Genomic DNA, 18,144 nt, shown 5'->3' with positions numbered 1-18,144 from the left:
CTTTTCGGGAACCCATGTTCGCCACTCCAGCATATGCACAGGCCGCAGGCGCGGCTGGTCAGGGAAGCACTCTGGCCGGGATCGTGTCGGTAGCGCCGCTCGTCCTGATTTTCGTCGTCTTCTACTTCCTGATGATCCGTCCGCAGCAGAAGCGGATGAAGGTGCTTCAGGATTCGCTGAAGGCAGTGAAGAAGAACGACACCGTCGTCACCGCCGGCGGTCTGATCGGCAAGGTCACCCGCGTCGACGAGACGGAAGTCGAGATCGAACTCGGTCCGAACGTGAAGGTGCGCGCGATCAAGTCGACGCTCGCCGAAGTGCGCCCGCACGGCGCCAAGCCTGCGAACGACTGATGCTGGATTTCCCGCGCTGGAAGGTCTGGTCGATCTTCCTCGGCCTCGCCGCGATGGTGCTGCTCGCCGTGCCGAGCCTGGTGCCGGAGAACATCCGCAACACCTGGCCGCACTGGGTGCCGAAGCCCGCCGTCAACCTTGGCCTCGACCTCGCGGGTGGATCGAACCTGCTGCTCGAGGGCGACATCAGCGACGTGCAGCAGAGCAAGCTCGAGCAGATGCGCGAGCAGGTTCGGCTGGCGATGCGCCGCGATCCGCGCGTGGAAATCGGCGACATCTCGGTCGCCGGCGGCAAGCTGAGCTTCATGGTCCGCGATCCCGGCAAGGTGGATGCGGCGCGTGAGAAGCTGCTGCCGATGACCAACGGCGTCGGCACCACCGGCCAGCGCGACTGGGAAATCACCGTTCGCGACTCCAGCGTCTTTGTGCTGACCCCCACCCAGGCGGGTCTGTCGCAGCAGATCGAAACCGCGATGAACGACGCCCGCGAAGTGGTGGACAAGCGCATCAACGCGCTCGGCACCCGCGAGCCCACCGTGATCCGCGAAGGCAGCAACCGCATCGTCGTGCAGGTCCCGGGTCTGCAGGACCCGAGCCAGCTCAAGGCGCTGCTCGGCAAGACCGCCAAGCTGGAATTCAAGCTGGTCGATACCAGCGTGACCCCGCAGCAGATCGCCTCGGGCGATATCCCCGTCACCTCGCAGCTGCTCCAGTACGAAAACGGCGCGCCGATCGTGGTCAATCGCACCGCGATGATCACCGGCGACATGCTGGTGGACGCCAAGCAGAGCTACGACCAGCAGGGTCGCCCCGATGTGACGCTGCAGCTGGACGGCGCCGGCGCCAAGCGCTTCGCCCGCGTCACGCAGGAAAATACCGGCAAGCCGTTCGCGATCATCGTCGACAACAAGGTGATCTCGGCCCCGAACATCAACGAGCCGATCCTCGGCGGCAGCGCCTCGATCTCGGGCGGCTTCACCGTGGACAGCGCCAACCAGCTCGCCATTGCGCTGCGCTCGGGCAAGCTGCCGATCAACCTGAAGGTCGTGCAGGAATCGACCGTCAGCCCCGAACTCGGCAACGATTCGATCCGCGCCGGCATCACCGCATCGGTGATCGCGATCGTCGCGGTCGTGGTGTTCATGGTGCTGACCTATGGCCGCTTCGGCGTCTATGCGAACATCGCCGTCACCATCAACGTGCTGGTGATCCTGGCGGTGATGGGCATGCTCAGCGCGACGCTGACGCTGCCCGGCATCGCCGGCTTCGTGCTGACCATCGGTACCGCGGTCGACGCCAACGTGCTGATCAACGAGCGTATCCGCGAGGAACGCCGCCGCGGCCGCAGCGTGATGCAGGCGGTGGAGCTTGGCTACAAGGAAGCCAGCCGCACCATCTTCGAAGCGAACGTCACCCACGCCATCGCCGGCCTGATCATGCTGGTGCTCGGTTCGGGCCCGATCCGCGGCTTCGCGGTGGTGCTGCTGATCGGCATCGCCAGCTCCGTCTTCACCGCCGTGGTGTTCACGCGCCTGCTCGTCACGCTCTGGCTCCGCAAGAAGCGCCCGAGCGAGATCCATATTTAAGGAAGCGCCGACATGCGGCTCCTCAAGATCGTACCCGACAACACCAATATCGGCTTCGTCCGCATCCGGTTCATCGCCTTCGCGATCACCGCGCTGCTGACCGTCGCCGCGATCGGTCTGGTCGCGGCACGCGGCCTCAATTACGGCGTGGACTTCATCGGCGGCGTGTCGATCGAAGAGAAGTTCGCGTCGGCCCCGCCGACCGACCAGCTCCGCGAGACCGTGAACAAGCTGGGCTATGGCGAGGCGACGCTGCAGGAAATGGGCGGCAAGAATACCGTCACCATCCGCCTGCCGGTGCCGAAGTCGAGCGACCCGGCCGCCACCAACATCATGGTGGAGCAGGTCAAGACTGCCATCGCCACCAAGTTCCCCGGCGCCACCTTCTCCACCTACTCGACGGTGTCGGGCAAGGTTTCCGGCGAGCTGATCCGCAACGGCGTACTGGCAGTGGTGCTGGCGATCGTCGGCATCGCCATCTTCTCGTGGCTTCGCTACGAGTGGCAGTTCGGCGTCTCCACCGCGGTCGCCATCCTGCACGACGTGCTGATGACGCTGGGCTTCTTCGCGCTCACCCGCCTCGTGTTCGACCTCAACATCGTGGCGGCGGTGCTGACGATCATCGGCTATTCGATCAACGACAAGATGGTGATCGACGACCGTATCCGCGAGAACATGCGCAAGTACCGCAAGATGGGGATGAGCGAGCTGATCGACCTGTCGGTCAACGAGACGCTGCCGCGTACCGTGATGACCTCGCTCACCATCCTGCTGGCACTGGGCGCGCTGCTGATCTGGGGCGGGCACGTGCTGCGCGGCTTCACCTCGGCGATGATGCTCGGCATCGTGGTCGGCACCTACTCGTCGATCTACGTCTCCTCCTCGCTGCTGATCACCCTGGGCCTCAAGCCGGGCGTGAAGCCCGAAAAGGCCGATTCGATCGCGACCAACGCCGAGCGCGTGGCGCCGCGCGAGCGGCCGTAACGTGAAGATCGAGCGGCGCAGCGCCGAAGGGCCGCTGATCTCCGGTTTTTCCGGCGGCGGCTTTCGCGTCGACGAGAATGTCTATCACGGGCTGATCATCACGCCGCAGCGCGCCGACGGATGGTCGCCCCCCGCCGTCGGCGACCTGACGGAGGCGGACCTTGCGCCCGCCTTCGCGCTGAACCCGCAGCCGGAGTTCCTGCTGCTCGGCACCGGCACGACGCTGGTGCGCCCGCCGCTTGCCCTGGTGAAGGCGCTGGAGAAGCGCGGCATCGGCATCGAGGCGATGGACAGTCGCGCGGCGGCACGCGCCTGGGGCGTGCTTCGCGCCGAGCTCCGCTGGGTGGCAGGCGCGCTCTACCCGCTGGCCTGAGCCTCGGCGGGGAACAGCGCCGGCAGCGTGCGTTCCAGCCGGGCCAGTGCTCGTTCCCAGCGGTCCGGATCGACCGGTCGGGCAAGGTGCGCGAGAATATCGTCCTCGGCATCCAGGGGGTCGATCGCGTCGTTCAGCAGATATTGGGCGAACCATCGCCGCGCGCCCCAGGGATCGGGACGCCGGGCGGTGCCCGCCGCGATATCGGCAAGGAACGGCGCGATCGCATCATAGGCGTTGAGCCAGCTCCCTGAGGCAAAGTGCGAGTGGCGCTGCACCGGCACGCCGAAGAACGCCGCCAGCGCGAAGGTCTTGGAATCCGCCACCATCATCCCGTCGGCATGGCGCGCCATGGCGAGCGTGGCCGGCAGCATGCCGATGCGCGGCGGCAGCAGCACGACATTGTCGCACGTGTCGATCGCCTCTATCAGCGCAGCGGCATCGACATGGATGTCGTTGACGGGGTGGTTGGACACCGCGAGCGTGCAGTGATTCCCCAATTCCTTCGCCAGCGCACGCACCAGCGCGGCGTTGGGCTTGGGGCCGATGCGGTGCATCGCGAAGAAATTGTCCTCGGCCTCGCTTTCGAGCGCGAGCAGCAGCAAGGGCCGGTCTGCAGGGATGCCGAAGCGGGCGAACAGTGCCGCGCGCTCGCCTGCCGCCGGGCGGAGAGAGCGCTGGAGCCGGTCCCAGGCGGGCGCGATCATCGCGTCCAGCCGCTCGGCGGCTCCGTCCGGCAAGGGGAGGAGCAGGCCATAATCGTGCGGGCGCTCGGCGAGGAGGATCCAGCGCGGCGGAGGCCCGAACGGTTCGAACCGGCCTTCCATCAGCAGCCGGACGATACCGGGGAAATGGCGTACGGTCTCATGATCGGCGGTGCGACACAGCACCACATCCGGGGCAAGATCGCGGACGAAGCCGATCAGCCCCTCGGGATCCTCGGGGACGGTGCGGATGCTGGGATGGTCGGCGCTGTCCATGATGTACCAGCGCACCTCGGCCAGATCGGTGCAGCGACCCAGTTCGTCGGGTCCCAGGCCGGTGCCCTGCCAGGGGGCCGGGGCAAGGACGTGGACCTCATGGTGCTCGGCCAGGCGGCGGAGCAGCGGCTCGACAATGGTGACGAACCACCAGTTCGTCACCACCGGCAGGTAGAACAGCACCCGCTGCGGTCGATCTAGGGAAAGCGGCAAGCGAGGCTCCGGGCGAGATGATCCTTACCGGATTATAGGACGCGTGGAGGCGCTGGCGGGGCAGGGCGGCAAGTTTTGCCTAGCGCCCGCACCCATCGCAGCTGCTTCCCACGTGGAGCGCCGAATGGCTGAACGTGGATGGGAAGCGGCTTGTCTGCTTCTGAGAGAATGAAGCGATATAGCTGCCTTTCGATCGGAGCACGCGCGAACAACCGTCAGCGAGCCCACTTGCGGGCAGAGAAACCAGTCCGCAAGATGAGGCATGTTATACCCAGCTCTTCTCTTTGCGCTGATAGGTTCCCAAGAGAGGAACCACGTGCCAAGTGCGCACGCAATTGCTGAGATTGAGAGCGGGGTTCAACTTCTCGAAGATATCAAGACCGTCGGTGTTGGCGACAGCGCGTCGATGAATCGGGCTTCTCGCGTTAGAGTTCGGGCGGTCAGATGCCTGGCCGACCCTGATCAAGGGGCGCTGTGCACGTATGAAGCGAACCGCTGTCGGGAAAGCGAGAGTGACGAGAATTTGGATGGCTGGTGCCGTCGTACGACTCGATTCATTCGTGACCGCTACGCATGGCCGGGCGAGCCTCAAAGCCAAGGCTGGCTAAGAAGTCGAACAGCTGACCACCGTTAGCTGCTTCGTCGGAACTACGCCAATGTCCCCTTTGGAGCTGTCCTCTATAAGGCTCAATAACCGGTTCTGGAGCGGTTGCTGACGAACCACGATAGTGCGTGCAGAGACCCGCATTATCCCTGCTTCGCCTGGTACTTCGCCCGGAAATCATTGGCGAACGCCGTGAGCCGCTGTTCTTCGATAGCCGCGCGCAGGTCGGCCATCAGCGTCTGGTAGAACCAGAGATTGTGCTCGGTCATCAGCATCGCGCCCAGGATCTCGCCGGCGCGGACGAGGTGGTGGATATAGGCGCGGCTCCAGGTGCCGCAGACCGGGCAGGGGCAGGCGGGATCGAGCGGCCCCTGGTCCTCGGCGAACCTGGCGTTGCGGATGTTGATCGGGCCGTTTCGCGTGAAGGCCTGGCCGGTGCGGCCCGAGCGGGTGGGCAGCACGCAATCGAACATGTCGATACCGCGCTCGACCGCACCGACGATGTCGTCGGGCTTGCCGACGCCCATCAGGTAGCGGGGCTTGGTTTCGTCGAGCTGGCCGGGGGCATAGTCGAGCACGCCGAACATCGCCTCCTGGCCTTCGCCGACGGCAAGGCCGCCCACCGCATAGCCGTCGAACCCGATGTCCTTCAGCGCATCGGCGCTGGCCTTGCGCAGCCCCTCGTCGAGCGCGCCCTGCTGGATGCCGAACAGGGCGGCGCGGGCGGCATGTTCCTCGCCCGAATCGAAGCCCGCGCGGCTGCGCTTCGCCCAGCGCATCGAGCGCTCCATTGCCTTGGCCTGCACCTCGCGGGTGGAGGTGGTCGGCACCAGCTCGTCGAACGCCATGACGATGTCGGAGCCGAGCAGCCGCTGGATCTCCATCGAGCGTTCGGGGCTCATCATGTGGCGCGAGCCGTCGAGGTGCGAGGCGAAGGCGACGCCTTCCTCGCTGCGCTTGGTCAGCTCGGACAGGCTCATCACCTGATAGCCGCCCGAATCGGTGAGGATCGGCCGGTCCCAGCCCATGAACTTGTGCAGGCCGCCCAGCTTGTGGACGCGCTCGGCGGTGGGGCGCAGCATCAGGTGATAGGTGTTGCCGAGCAGGATGTCGGCGCCGGACGCGCGCACATCCTGCGGCTTCACGGCTTTCACGGTGGCGGCGGTGCCGACCGGCATGAAGGCAGGCGTGCGGATCTCGCCGCGCTGCATGGCGATGGTGCCGCGGCGGGCCTTGCCGTCGGTGGCGTGGATGGTGAACTGGAAACGGGGCATGGGCTGCTATTGGCGCGTTTGGGCCGGGAATCCAAGGGAGGGCCATGTGGCGGAACAGGACGACGAGCTGCGGGCGATGGCGGTGCATCGCGGGCTGAAGCTGGTGAAGTCCCGGCGGCGCAAGGCCGGCGGGGACTTCGGCCTGTACGGGCTGAAGGATGGAAGCGGCGCCGAGGCGTTCGGCTTCGGCGCGGACGGGCTCACGGCCGACGCGGCGGCGATCCGGGATTTCCTCCGCGGCGGAATGCGGAGCGACTGGAGCACGTCGGTCGAAACCACGCCGGGGCCGAAGCGGGCGGCGAAGCCGAAGTCCGTCCCCAAGCCGACGCCTGCTCCGCCGCCCAAGCCGCGCCTCCGGCCCGCCGTCACGAACCTGCTGCGCGACCTGCCCGAGGCGAAGGACGGCGAGGCGTTCGACGATCTGCTGAAACGCCCGGGTGTGCGGATCGAGCGGATCATCTCCCGCGGCCAGGCCACCCCCGAGGCGGAACCGATGGTGCAGGACTGGGATGAGTGGGTGGTGCTGCTCGAAGGCGCGGCGGGCATCCGCATCGAGGATTCAGCGGAGGTACGGCTGGGGCCGGGCGACCATCTGCTGATCGCGGCGGGCCAGAAACATTGGGTGACATGGACCGCGCGTGACCGGCCGAGCGTTTGGCTGGCCGTGCATCTGAACGGATAGGAGCAGGATCATGGCCGAACCCCTCAATCCCGGCGACGAAGCCGCCCCCGGTACCCCGGGCACCGGCGAGGACCTCTGCCGCCGCTGCGGCGGCTCAGGCCGCATCGACGGTGGCGAATGCCCGAACTGTGGCGGAACGGGGAAGGTGGTGGAAGGAATCGGCGGGGGGTAGTCAGCCCTCACGGCCCGCGCTCCCCTCCCGCTTGCGGGAGGGGGACGGAGGTTACGGCAGCAGCAGGCCCGCCAGCGCCGCCGACATCAGGTTCGCCAGGCTGCCGGCGATCAGCGCCTTGACGCCCAGCCGGGCGATCACCGGGCGCTGGTTGGGCGCAAGGCTGCCGGTGGTGGCCATCTGGATTGCGATCGAGCTGAAATTGGCGAAGCCGCACAGCGCGAAGGTGATGATCGCCCTGGAGCGCGGGGCAAGGTCGGTCGCCTTGCCGAGCTCGATGAAGCCGACGAATTCGTTGAGCACGACCTTGGTGCCGAACAGCCCGCCGGCGGTCAGCGATTCGTGCCAGGAGATGCCGAGCAGGTACATCACCGGGGCAAAGATCGTGCCGATGATCGCCTGGAAGCTGAGGCCCGGAAAGCCGAACCAGCCGCCGACCACGCCGAGCAGCCCGTTGGCCAGCGCCACCAGTGCCACGAAGGCGAGCACCATCGCGCCCACCGCCACGGCGATCTTCACGCCGGTCGACGCGCCGTTGGCCGCCGCCATGATGATGTTGGCGGCGCGTTCCTCCTGGAAGTCCTCCTCGGCGACGCGGATCACCTCGTCCTCACCGGACATCGGCGCATCGGCGACCACCGGCTCGTCCGGCATGATGATCTTGGCCATCATCAGCCCGCCCGGCGCCGCCATGAATGACGCCGCCAGGAGGTAGGGGAGCGAGGCCGGCCCGAGCAGGCTGGCATAGGCGGCGAGGATCGTGCCCGCGACGCCGGCCATGCCGACGCTCATCACCGCGAAAACCTGCGAAGGCGCAAGCCGGGCGAGATAGGGGCGGATCACCAGCGGTGCCTCGCTCTGGCCGACAAAGATGTTCGCTGCGGCGCAGAGCGATTCGACCTTGCTGACGCCGGTCACCTTCTCGATCGCGCCGCCGATCCAGCGGACGACCTGCTGCATGATGCCGACATGGTAGAGGATCGAGACGAGGGCCGCGAAGAACACGATTACCGGCAGCGCGGCGATGGCCAGGCTCTGGCCGCCCAGCTCGGGCTTGGCCAGATTGCCGAAGAGCAGCTGGGTGCCGGCACTGGCATAGCCGAGCAGCGCCGACACGCCGTTCGCCATGCTGTGCAGCGCCACCTGGCCCCAGGCAGTGCGCAGGACGATGATCGCCATGCCGGCCTGGAGCAGGAATGCAGGCCCGACGATGCGCAGCCGAATTGCACGGCGGTTGCTGGAAAGCAGGACGGCGATAGCCAAAATCGCCAGCACCCCGAAAATGCCGATCGGGAAATGAGTCATTCTGAAGTCGTTAGTCCCCATCGCCGGCGGAGTCCGTGCCAGCAAACCGGCCGACCATACACGGGATGGCGCGTCTTGCCAGCCGCTTGCGTTGGCCGGACCGGGACAGGTGCCTCAGCCGTCGAGCCCCGCAGCGAAGGCCAGCCGCAGCGCCTCGGAAAGGCTGCGTGCCTCCAGCTTGGCCATCGCGTTGGCCCGGTGGACCTCCACCGTGCGCGGCGAGATGCCGAGATCATAGGCGATCGTCTTGTTCGGGTGGCCGCGCACCAGCCCGCGCAGCACGTCCTGTTCGCGCGGGGAGAGCAGGGCGATGCGCCGTTCAGCCTCCGCTTGCGTGGCAATGGCGGCCTCGCCAGCTTCCATCCGCTCGAAGCCGCGCTCGAGCGCCGCGACCAGCGCATCCTTTTCAAACGGCTTTTCAAGGAAGTCGAGCGCGCCGCCCTTCATCGCCGCCACTGCGGTGCCCACGTCCCCATGCCCGGTCAGCACGATCACCGGCAGCTTGACGCCCCGCCTGGCAAGCTCGACCTGCACTTCGATCCCGTCCATTTCCGGCATGCGCACGTCGAGCAGGATGCAGCCCGGCTTTGCCCCCTCCACCTTCTCGAGGAACGCGACGCCGGAAGGGTAGGTATCGACGTCGTAGCCCGAGGTCCGCAGCATGAAGCTGGTCGACCGACGGACCGATTCCTCGTCATCGACCAGGTGGATGCGCTTGCGTTCGCTCATGCGGTTTCCTCGTTCGCGGACATCAGGGTAAAGTTGAAAATGGTACCGCCCTCCGCCCGCGGCTCGGCCCAGATGCGGCCGCCATGCGCCTCGACGATGGTGCGGCAGATCGACAGGCCCAGGCCCATGCCGCGCTCCTTGGTGGTGGCGAAGGCCTGGAACAGCTTCGGTGCCTGTTCGGGGGCGATCCCGGGCCCGGAATCCGCCACCCAGACGCGCACCAGATTGCGGGGCGCCAGCTCCGATCCGATGGTGATTTCGCGCACCTGGCTTTCCGCCATTGCCTCGATCGCGTTGCGGATCAGATTGACCAGCACCTGCTGGATCTGCACCCGGTCGCACAGCACGGCGGTGGCGTGCGGATCGAGCGCATAGAAGGCGCGAACGCCCAGTTCACGTGCGCCCGTGAGGGCGAGGCGGCTTGCCTCGTCGATCAGCCGTGGCAGGTCGACCAGCCCCATATCGGCCTCGCCGCGCGCGACGAACTCGCGCAGGCGGCGCACGATGTTGCCGGCCCGGAGCGCCTCCTTGACCGATTCCTCCATCGCTTCCTGGATCATTGCCTGATCCTCCGGATCGTCGCTGTCGCGCGCCATCAGGTTGCGACCCGCCTCGAGATAGTTGGCGATCGCGGTGAGCGGCTGGTTGAGCTCGTGCGCCAGCGTCGAGGCCATGGTGCCCATGGCGGACAGGCGGGAGACGTGGATCAGCTCCGACTGCAGCTCCTTCAGCTGGAGTTCGGCGCGCTGCTCGTCGGTCAGGTCGCGGATGAAGCCGGTGAAGATGCGGTGGCCGTCGCTGCTCGCCTCGCCGACCTGCAGTTCCATCGGAAAATCGGTGCCGTCGCGCCGCTGGCCGACGACGATGCGGCCGATGCCGATCACCCGGCGCTCGCCGGTGGTCATGTAGCGGGCGAGGTAGCTGTCGTGCAGCTGGGCATCGGGCGCGGGCATGAGCATGCTGACGTTGCGGCCGATGACCTCGCTTTCCTTCCAGCCGAACTGCCGCTCGGCGGCGGCGCTGAACGACAGGATGATGCCGTGGTCGTCGATCACCACCATCGCCGAGGGCACGGTTGCTAGGATCGAGCGGAGGTGGAGCGCACTGCCGGCAAGCGCGGTCTGCGACGCCTTGTGGTCCGTGATGTCGCGGAACACCTCGGCATAGCCGCGAAAGGTGCCATCGGCGTCGACCAGTGCGGTCAGCTGCACTTCTGCGAGGTACTCGCTGCCGTCGCGCCGGACGCGCCAGCCTTCCTCGATCAGCCGGCCTTGGGCGCGCGTACGATCCAGGTCGCGCGTCGGCTTGGCGTCGGCGGCTTCGGCGGGAGGATAATGAAGGGCGAGGCTCGCGCCCGCCAGATCCGCGGGCGTCCAGCCGTCGAGCAGCTCGACTCCGCGGCTCCAGCTCGCGATCCGCCCGTCGGCGTCGAGCAGGAGCACCCCCCGGTCGGTCGCCGCCTCGAACAGCAACGCCATCGCCGCGGGATCATGTGCAGGCCGATCCGTCATAAACTCCGATACTTGTGCGCGGTCCTTCTCACCCTGTACGCGCCCTCCCGCGGGCACGCTAGGATTTGATCACGGTCAAAGTAAAGGCCGGGTAACTACAGCATGCTTCCCGTCTTCCTGATGGAGGCGGAAATGCTCGACGTCATCGGTAGCAATTATCTGTATATGGTCCTGCTCGCGATGGGAATTTTCATCCTCGCGCTCGCGTTCGTCAGCCTCAGCGAGTACATGCATCCGCGCGATCAGTGATTGCCACGGGCTTCCCCCGCGCCGCGCGCCGCGCTAGCGCGCTCGCATGACTGTGAACCTGTCGATCGCCGGCCTGGAACTGGGCGGCACCAAATGTGTGGCAACGCTGGGCAGTGGACCCGACGACGTGCGCGAGCAGCATGTCGTGCCGACCACCGACCCTGCCACGACTCTCGCCGCGATCGAAGCGGTGCTGGATGGCTGGCACTTCGATGCGATCGGCATCGCCAGCTTCGGGCCGATCGAACTCAACACGGCCCGGCCGAATTTCGGCTCGATCGTCGCGACCACCAAGCCCGGGTGGAACGATACCGATCTCACGCGCCGTCTGGCTGCCCGCTACGCCAAGCCGCTGGCGATCCAGACCGACGTCAACGGTGCGGCGCTGGCCGAAGCGCGCTGGGGCGCCGCGGCGGGCCTGTCGACGCACGCCTACATCACCATCGGTACCGGCGTGGGCGTGGGGCTGGTGGCCAATGGACGGCCGATCATGGGCTATGCGCATGGCGAGGCGGGGCACATGCGTTCAGCCCGTGCGCCGGGCGACAGCTTCGCCGGCTGGTGCCCCTATCATGGTGACTGTGCCGAGGGCCTGCTCTCCGGCCCCGCGCTGGCGGCGCGATTCGGCCGGCCGGGGCAGGAGGTCGGCGACGACGCGCCCGAATGGGACTATTTCGCGCATGATCTCGCGGCGCTGCTCCACAACCTGATCGTCAGCCTGGCGCCCGAGCGGATCGCGATCGGCGGCGGGGTGATGACGAAGCGGCCGCAGCTGTTCGGCGCGGTGCGGGAGAAGGTGGCGGCGATGATCAACGGCTATGGCGCGCTCGCCGGCTATTGTGCCGAGCTCGACACGCGCGTCGGCCCGCCGGGGCTGGGCGACATGGCGGGTCCGCTGGGCGCGATCGCGATGGGGCTGGAAGCGCTCGATCAGTAGGGAGCGCGGTTTGGGGGTTGCGTCCTGCGCTCAAGGGGCATACAGGGCGCACCCTCGGTCGGGGCGTAGCGCAGCCTGGTAGCGCATCACACTGGGGGTGTGGGGGTCGCAGGTTCGAATCCTGTCGCCCCGACCAAGCCACACCCAACATTCTCTCGAAATCGCCAGATCGTTGCGGAGACGCGACCTTAGGGGAACTCCCCCTTTGCACGCCCGCGCCTGCCACCCATATGCGCGTCCATGAACGACAAGAACACCGCGTGGCACGGCACGACGATCCTCTCCGTGCGCAAATCCGGCAAGGTGGTGATCGCAGGTGACGGCCAGGTCTCGGCCGGCAACACCGTGATGAAGCCCAATGCTCGCAAGGTGCGTCCCTTGGGCGACGGCAAGGTGATCGCGGGCTTCGCCGGCGCCACCGCCGATGCCTTCACCTTGTTCGAGCGGCTCGAGGCCAAGCTGGAGCGCCATCACGGCCAGCTGCTGCGCGCGGCGGTGGAGCTCGCCAAGGACTGGCGGACCGACAAGTATCTCCGCAACCTGGAAGCGATGCTGCTCGTCGCCGACAAGGATGTGACGCTGGTAATCACCGGCAATGGTGACGTGCTGGAGCCCGAGGCGCACGAGCATGGGATCGTCGCGTCGATCGGCTCGGGCGGCAATTTCGCGCTCTCCGCGGCGCGGGCGCTGATCGAATATGAGCCCGATGCCGAAGTGGTCGCCCGCAAGGCGATGGCGATCGCCGGCGAGCTGTGCGTCTACACCAACGATCGGCTGACCGTGGAGACGCTGGACAGCGCCGCCTGACTTCTTCTTAGCCCCTCCCCTTCAGGGGAGGGGTTGGGGTGGGGGATTCCAGACCAGATGTTGGTCTCGGTGAGACTCTGCCCCACCCCAAACCCCTCCCCTGAAGGGGAGGGGCTTACGATCTGAGAGAAAAATGAACCAGAACCTCACCCCCAAGACGGTCGTCGCCGCGCTCGACGCGCACATCATCGGCCAGCGGGATGCCAAGAAGGCAGTGGCCGTTGCGCTGCGCAACCGCTGGCGCCGGCAGCAGCTCTCGGCCGACCTCCGCGACGAGGTGACGCCGAAGAACATCCTGATGATCGGGCCCACCGGCTGCGGCAAGACCGAGATCAGCCGCCGCCTCGCCAAGCTGGCCGACGCGCCCTTCGTGAAGGTGGAAGCGACCAAGTTCACCGAGGTCGGCTATGTCGGCCGCGACGTCGAGCAGATCGCGCGTGATCTGGTCGAAGAGGCGATCCGGCTCGAGAAGGAGCGCCGCCGCTCGGCGGTGAAGGACAAGGCCGAGGAAGCCGCTATGGGTCGATTGCTCGACGCGCTGACCGGCAAGGATTCGAGCACCGCGACGCGCGAGGCCTTCAAGCAGCGCTTCAACGAGGGCCTGCTCGACAATACCGAGATCGAGATCGAGATCGAGCAGGCGCCGCAGATGCCGTTCGATATCCCCGGCGGCGCGCCGCAGATGATCAACCTGTCGGAGATGATGAAGGGCCTGACCGGCACTCCGCTCAAGCGCCGCAAGCTCAACGTCCGCTCCGCCTGGGAGAAGCTCGTCGAGGAAGAGGCGGACAAGCGGCTCGACCAGGACGAGGTGAGCCGGGTGGCGCTTGCGGATGCCGAGGCAAACGGGATCGTCTTCCTCGACGAGATCGACAAGATCGCGGTGTCCGACGTGCGCGGCGGGTCGGTGAGCCGCGAGGGCGTGCAGCGCGACCTGCTGCCGCTGATCGAGGGCACCACCGTCGCCACCAAGTACGGGCCGATGAAGACGGATCACATCCTGTTCATCGCGAGCGGCGCGTTTCATGTGGCGAAGCCCAGCGACCTGCTGCCCGAGCTGCAGGGCCGCCTGCCGATCCGGGTGGAGCTGAAGGCGCTGACCGAGGAGGATTTCGTCGCGATCCTTTCGGACACCAAGGCGAGCCTGGTGCGGCAATATGCCGCGCTGCTCGGCACCGAAGGCGTCTCGATCGACTTCACCGAGGACGGCATCCGCGCGGTGGCGAAGATCGCCGCCGAGGTGAATGCCGAGGTGGAGAATATCGGCGCCCGCCGCCTGCAGACGGTGATGGAGAAGCTGCTCGAGGAAGTCAGCTTCGAGGCCGAGGACCGCAGCGGCAGCGCCGTGGTGATCGATGCGGCCTATGTCGACAAGCAGCTCGCCAGCGTGGCGCGGAACACGGATCTCAGCCGCTACGTGCTGTGATTCGTCCTTCCTAAGCCCCTCCCCTTCAGGGGAGGGGTGGGGCTGTGTTTCACAGAGACCAACAGTCGTTCTGGAATCCCTCCACCCCAACCCCTCCTCCAAGGAGGAGGGGCTTGAAGTGCCCCGGCGTTCTGGCACCTTCCCGCGATCGACTCGATCCCGGGGGAATCCATGCAAAAGCTCATCCTCGTCACGCTGCTGGCCGGCGTCGCCGCCGCGCCGCTCGTCGCCCAGACCGCTGCGCCAACGCCGCCCGTCGCCGCGAAGAAGCCCTACACCGTGAAGGCGCCGTTCGGCGCGACGCGCGAGGACCCCTATTACTGGCTCCGTGACGACACGCGGAAGAACCCCGAGATGCTCGCCTATCTCGCCGCCGAGAATGCCTATGCCGATGCGGTGCTGGCGCCGACCAAGCCGAAGGCGGATGTGCTGTATCAGGAGATCGTCGGGCACATCAAACAGGACGACGCGTCGGTCCCCTACGCCAAGCATGGTTATTTCTATTATACCCGCTTCGACACCGGCGCCGACTATGCCGTGGTTGCGCGCCGCAAGGGCAGCATGACGGCACCCGAGCAGGTGCTGTTCGACCAGCCGGCCATGGCGAAGGGCAAGGGTTTCTTCCAGATCGGCAACTGGCGGGTGAGCCCCGACAACACCCGCATCGCCTGGGCCGAGGACATTGTCGGTCGCCGGCAATATGTGCTGAAGGTGAAGGATATCGCCACCGGCAAGATGCTGGCCGATACCGTGAGCAACATCGAAGCGGGGCTTGTCTGGTCCGCCGACGGAAGCACGATCTTCTATGTCGAGAAGGATCCGGTGACGCTGCTCGGCACGCGCGTCAAGGCGCATGTGCTCGGCACTCCCGCCTCGGCCGACCGGCTGGTCTATACCGAGAAGGACGACACCTTCTACATGAGCATCGGAGCGACGACCGACGAGCGCTATATCTGCATCAATCTCCATTCCACGGTAAGCGACGAGCAGCGCTGCGCGCCGGCCGCCAACCCGGTGGCGTTCACGCCGGTCGCGCCGCGCCAGCGGGACTTCCTGTACAATGCCGATCACCTGGGCGGACGCTGGATCATCCGCACCAACTTCCAGGCGCCCAACTACCGGATCATGGTGGTGCCGGATGCCAGGGCCGCCGCGGGCCGCGCGGCATGGACCGACCTGGTGCCGACCAGCGACAGCGTGTTCATCGAGAATTTTCAGCCCTTCGACCGCTTCCTCGCGATCGAGGAGCGATCGGGCGGCAACAAGCGGCTGCGAATGCTGACGCCGGCCGGCAAGAGCAGCTTCGTGGAGGCGGACGAGCCTGCCTATGTGATGGATCTCGACACCAACGAGGATCCGGCCAGCCCGGTGCTGCGCTACACCTATGGCTCGCTGGTGACGCCGACGACGACCTATGAGGTCAATGCCGCGACCGGCAAGCGCACGGTGCTGAAGGTGCAGCCGGTGCCGGGCTATGACGCGAGCAAATATGTGACGGAGCGAGTCTGGGCAACGGCGCGGGACGGGACGAAGGTGCCGGTGAGCCTGGTCCATGCCAGGACCTTCCAGAAGAACGGCACCGCCGCGCTGTTCCAGTACGCCTATGGCAGCTACGGCTATTCCACCGATCCGAGCTTCAATCCCACGCTGCCGAGCATGCTCGATCGCGGCATGGTCTATGCCATCGCGCATATCCGCGGCGGGCAGGAGATGGGCCGGCGCTGGTATGATGACGGCAAGATCTTCCACAAGAAGAACAGCTTCACCGACTTCATCGACGTGACCCGCTTCCTGGTGGACCAGGGCTATGCCGCAAAGGGCCGGGTTGCGGCGATGGGCGGCAGCGCGGGCGGGTTGCTGATGGGCGCGGTCGCCAACATGGCGCCGCAGGACTATCGCGTGGTCATCGCGCAGGTACCGTTCGTCGATGTGGTGACGACGATGCTCGACACCTCGATCCCGCTGACCACCGGCGAGTTTGACGAGTGGGGCAACCCGGCCGAGCAGCGCTATTACGACTATATGCTGAGCTACTCGCCCTACGACAACGTATCGGCGCAGGCCTATCCGGCGCTTTATGTCGGCACCGGGCTGTGGGACAGCCAGGTGCAATATTACGAGCCGACCAAATGGGTGGCCAGGCTGCGCGCGACCAAGACCGATGCCAACCCGCTGGTGTTCCGCGTCAACATGGAAGCCGGCCATGGCGGCAAATCCGGCCGGTTCGAGCGCTACAAGCAGAGCGCGGAATATCTCGCCTTCGCGCTGGACCAGCTGAAGGTGCAGTGAGGTGCCCGGGGGCGGCTGCCGGTCAGCCGCCCTTAGGCCGGGTATAGGGGGTGAACTTGCCCATCCGGCAATAGCCGCTGGGGATGGTCGTCCCTGGCGTCAGCACGCGGAACTGGTCGTTTCGGCAGAGCTGGCTGCCGCGCATCTCCACGATCACCGTCGTCAGCGGCGCCAGCGAGGGGCAGTCGGCGGCGAGATCGTTGCGATAGAGCCGCGTGCCCTGCCGATAGATCAGCGTGCGCGTGTCGATGATCTGGGGCCCGTCGGTCATGCCGGGGTTGATGCAGTCCTGTGGCTTTCCCGGCACGCGATCGCCCAGCGCATCGGCGAGCTCGCGCCGGGCCTGCGCGTCCCGCTGCGCCTGATATTCGGCATTCTGGGCACAGCCGGCAAGCGCCAGGCCGGCGGCCGCGATGATGGCGAAACGCATCCTCTCTCTCCTCCTGGTTCCTACGCGTCAGCCGGCAAAACTATCCTTAGCAGCGCGTCGTTCGGCGAGCATGCGCGCATCCGCCGCGCGGAGAAAGGGATTCGTGGCCCGCTCGGCCGCGATCGTGGTGGGCACGGTGGCTTCGCCCTCGGCACGCAGGCGCTCCACGTCTGCCATGCGGTGGCGGATGGCGGCGTTCTCCGGTTCCGCGACCAGCGCGTAGCGGCCATTCGAGAGAGTGTATTCGTGCGCGCAATATACCAGCGTCGCGTCCGGCAGGGCGGCGAGCCGCTGCATATTGGCGAACATCTGCTCGGCCGTGCCCTCGAACAGCCGGCCGCAGCCCATCGCGAACAGGGTATCGCCGACGAAGACGATCGCATCGTCGGCGAAGTGATAGGCGATGTGGCCTGCGGTATGCGCCGGCACCTCGAGCACCACTGCACGGTGGCCGCCGATCGCCACAACATCGCCTTCGCCGACCAGCCGATCGGCGGTGGGAATCTTCGCCGCTTCGGCCGCCGGGGCGATCACGGTGCAGCCGGTGTCGGCCTTGAGCTCGGCGTTGCCGCCGGTATGATCCGGGTGCCAGTGGGTGTTCCAGATCGCCGTCAGCGCCCAGCCGCGCGTCGCCAGCGCATCGAGCACCGGCGCGGCCTGGGCCGGATCGACCACGATGGTCTCGGCGGAGACGGGGTCGTGCACCAGCCAGACGTAATTGTCGCTGAGCGCCGGAAGGCGGACGATCTGGAGCGCGGTCATGCGCTCACCACACGCCGGTGTTCGGCATCGAGGCCCAGGGCTCCTGCGGCGGCAGATGGCCGTCCTGGAGCAGTTCGATCGAGATGTCGTCGGGCGTGCGCACGAACGCCATGTGGCCATCGCGCGGCGGACGGTTGATCGTCACGCCTGCATCCTGCAGCCGCTGGCAGGTTTCGTAGATATTCTCGACCTGGAAAGCGAGATGCCCGAAATTGCGGCCGCCGGTATAGGGTTCGGGATCCCAGTTATGGGTCAGTTCCACCTCGGCAGTGCCGCGGCCGGTGGCAGGATCGATGTCGGCATCGCTGGCGAGATAGATCAGCGTGAAGCGGCCCTTCTCGCTGGTGATGCGGTGCGTTTCCTTCAGGCCGAGCAACGCGAAAAAGGCGATCGTCGCATCGGGATCGGTGACGCGGATCATGGTGTGGAGGAACTTCACGGGGGCACTCCCTGGATGGATCTTTCCCGCCAGATAGGA

At 66.6% G+C, this 18,144-nt stretch carries 19 protein-coding genes and 1 tRNA gene; 12 read left to right on the top strand and 8 right to left on the bottom strand.

All coding sequences use genetic code 11. From position 1 onward, the window contains the following. The first annotated feature begins 14 nt into the window (after window positions 1-14). Genes yajC through V7E00_RS13500 form a run of 4 tightly spaced genes read left to right on the top strand, consistent with a single transcriptional unit; the run spans window position 15 to window position 3,296 of the window. Window positions 15-353 carry a preprotein translocase subunit YajC gene (yajC, locus tag V7E00_RS13515; RefSeq protein ID WP_333573162.1) on the top strand — a complete coding sequence of 113 codons (339 nt, stop codon included), beginning with the start codon at window positions 15-17 and terminating at the stop codon, window positions 351-353. Further along, window positions 353-1,939 carry a protein translocase subunit SecD gene (gene secD, locus V7E00_RS13510; RefSeq protein WP_333573161.1) on the top strand — a complete coding sequence of 529 codons (1,587 nt, stop codon included), beginning with the start codon at window positions 353-355 and terminating at the stop codon, window positions 1,937-1,939. Before yajC ends, secD begins: the two co-directional genes overlap by 1 nt. 12 nt (window positions 1,940-1,951) lie before the next feature. Continuing rightward, complete coding sequence (gene secF / locus V7E00_RS13505) at window positions 1,952-2,923, top strand: protein translocase subunit SecF (protein WP_333573160.1); 972 nt, start codon at window positions 1,952-1,954, stop codon at window positions 2,921-2,923. Between the two features lies 1 nt (window position 2,924). Further along, entirely contained in the window at window positions 2,925-3,296 is a 372-nt protein-coding gene (locus V7E00_RS13500; RefSeq protein ID WP_333573159.1) for an Mth938-like domain-containing protein, read from the top strand. Here V7E00_RS13500 and V7E00_RS13495 read toward each other — a convergent pair. Together V7E00_RS13495 and tgt are read right to left on the bottom strand one after the other, a co-directional pair. Continuing rightward, complete coding sequence (locus V7E00_RS13495) at window positions 3,281-4,489, bottom strand: hypothetical protein (RefSeq protein ID WP_333573158.1); 1,209 nt, start codon at window positions 4,487-4,489, stop codon at window positions 3,281-3,283. The genes V7E00_RS13500 and V7E00_RS13495 overlap by 16 nt on opposite strands. Before the next feature lie 747 nt (window positions 4,490-5,236). Next, window positions 5,237-6,367 (bottom strand): tRNA guanosine(34) transglycosylase Tgt, encoded by a 1,131-nt coding sequence (gene tgt, locus V7E00_RS13490; protein WP_333573157.1) that lies wholly within the window; start codon window positions 6,365-6,367, stop codon window positions 5,237-5,239. A 46-nt stretch (window positions 6,368-6,413) separates the two neighbouring features. Between tgt and V7E00_RS13485 the strand changes: the two genes are divergently transcribed. Further along, complete coding sequence (locus tag V7E00_RS13485) at window positions 6,414-7,049, top strand: cupin domain-containing protein (RefSeq protein WP_333573156.1); 636 nt, start codon at window positions 6,414-6,416, stop codon at window positions 7,047-7,049. Window positions 7,050-7,059: 10 nt separating this feature from the next. Beyond that, window positions 7,060-7,221, top strand: a complete 162-nt coding sequence (locus tag V7E00_RS13480; protein WP_333573155.1) for a hypothetical protein — start codon at window positions 7,060-7,062, stop codon at window positions 7,219-7,221. A 51-nt stretch (window positions 7,222-7,272) separates the two neighbouring features. On the opposite strand, the gene V7E00_RS13475 is transcribed toward V7E00_RS13480, so the two are convergent. The 3 genes from V7E00_RS13475 to V7E00_RS13465 form a co-directional block, all read right to left on the bottom strand. Further along, complete coding sequence (locus V7E00_RS13475; protein WP_333573154.1) at window positions 7,273-8,526, bottom strand: NupC/NupG family nucleoside CNT transporter; 1,254 nt, start codon at window positions 8,524-8,526, stop codon at window positions 7,273-7,275. Window positions 8,527-8,640: 114 nt separating this feature from the next. After that, a complete protein-coding gene (locus V7E00_RS13470) occupies window positions 8,641-9,255 on the bottom strand; it encodes a response regulator transcription factor (RefSeq protein WP_333573153.1) in 615 nt (204 codons plus the stop codon). Then, window positions 9,252-10,766: a PAS domain-containing sensor histidine kinase gene (locus tag V7E00_RS13465; RefSeq protein ID WP_333573152.1), complete on the bottom strand. Its 1,515-nt coding sequence runs from the start codon at window positions 10,764-10,766 to the stop codon at window positions 9,252-9,254. The genes V7E00_RS13470 and V7E00_RS13465 overlap by 4 nt, the downstream gene beginning before the upstream one ends. A gap of 102 nt (window positions 10,767-10,868) precedes the next feature. Here V7E00_RS13465 and V7E00_RS13460 point away from each other — a divergent pair, with 102 nt between their 5' ends. From V7E00_RS13460 to V7E00_RS13435, 6 genes are all read left to right on the top strand, one after another. Beyond that, window positions 10,869-11,015: a hypothetical protein gene (locus tag V7E00_RS13460; protein WP_333573151.1), complete on the top strand. Its 147-nt coding sequence runs from the start codon at window positions 10,869-10,871 to the stop codon at window positions 11,013-11,015. A 46-nt stretch (window positions 11,016-11,061) separates the two neighbouring features. Then, window positions 11,062-11,952, top strand: coding sequence for an ROK family protein (locus V7E00_RS13455; protein WP_333573150.1), 891 nt, complete (start codon window positions 11,062-11,064; stop codon window positions 11,950-11,952). 59 nt (window positions 11,953-12,011) lie between these two features. After that, window positions 12,012-12,088: transfer RNA gene (locus V7E00_RS13450), tRNA-Pro, on the top strand. A 104-nt stretch (window positions 12,089-12,192) separates the two neighbouring features. Next, window positions 12,193-12,759 (top strand): ATP-dependent protease subunit HslV, encoded by a 567-nt coding sequence (hslV, locus tag V7E00_RS13445; protein ID WP_333573149.1) that lies wholly within the window; start codon window positions 12,193-12,195, stop codon window positions 12,757-12,759. Between the two features lie 133 nt (window positions 12,760-12,892). Then, on the top strand, window positions 12,893-14,185 hold the full coding sequence (hslU, locus tag V7E00_RS13440; RefSeq protein WP_333573148.1) for an ATP-dependent protease ATPase subunit HslU: 1,293 nt from the start codon (window positions 12,893-12,895) through the stop codon (window positions 14,183-14,185). A gap of 171 nt (window positions 14,186-14,356) precedes the next feature. Beyond that, entirely contained in the window at window positions 14,357-16,474 is a 2,118-nt protein-coding gene (locus tag V7E00_RS13435) for a S9 family peptidase (protein WP_333573147.1), read from the top strand. Between the two features lie 22 nt (window positions 16,475-16,496). Here the strand turns inward: V7E00_RS13435 and V7E00_RS13430 are convergent, their stop codons facing one another. Genes V7E00_RS13430 through V7E00_RS13420 form a run of 3 tightly spaced genes read right to left on the bottom strand, consistent with a single transcriptional unit; the run spans window position 16,497 to window position 18,105 of the window. Beyond that, window positions 16,497-16,904: a DUF6491 family protein gene (locus V7E00_RS13430; RefSeq protein ID WP_333573146.1), complete on the bottom strand. Its 408-nt coding sequence runs from the start codon at window positions 16,902-16,904 to the stop codon at window positions 16,497-16,499. 27 nt (window positions 16,905-16,931) lie between these two features. Next, a complete protein-coding gene (gene gloB / locus V7E00_RS13425) occupies window positions 16,932-17,666 on the bottom strand; it encodes a hydroxyacylglutathione hydrolase (RefSeq protein ID WP_333573145.1) in 735 nt (244 codons plus the stop codon). A gap of 4 nt (window positions 17,667-17,670) precedes the next feature. Then, window positions 17,671-18,105 (bottom strand): VOC family protein, encoded by a 435-nt coding sequence (locus tag V7E00_RS13420; RefSeq protein ID WP_333573144.1) that lies wholly within the window; start codon window positions 18,103-18,105, stop codon window positions 17,671-17,673. Between the last annotated feature and the right edge of the window lie 39 nt (window positions 18,106-18,144).

This window comes from Sphingomonas sp., from assembly GCF_036731925.1.
Taxonomy (GTDB): Bacteria; Pseudomonadota; Alphaproteobacteria; order Sphingomonadales; family Sphingomonadaceae; genus Sphingomonas.
Note: the sequence above shows the minus strand (reverse complement) of the source record. Positions and strands in the feature narration are given on the sequence as shown.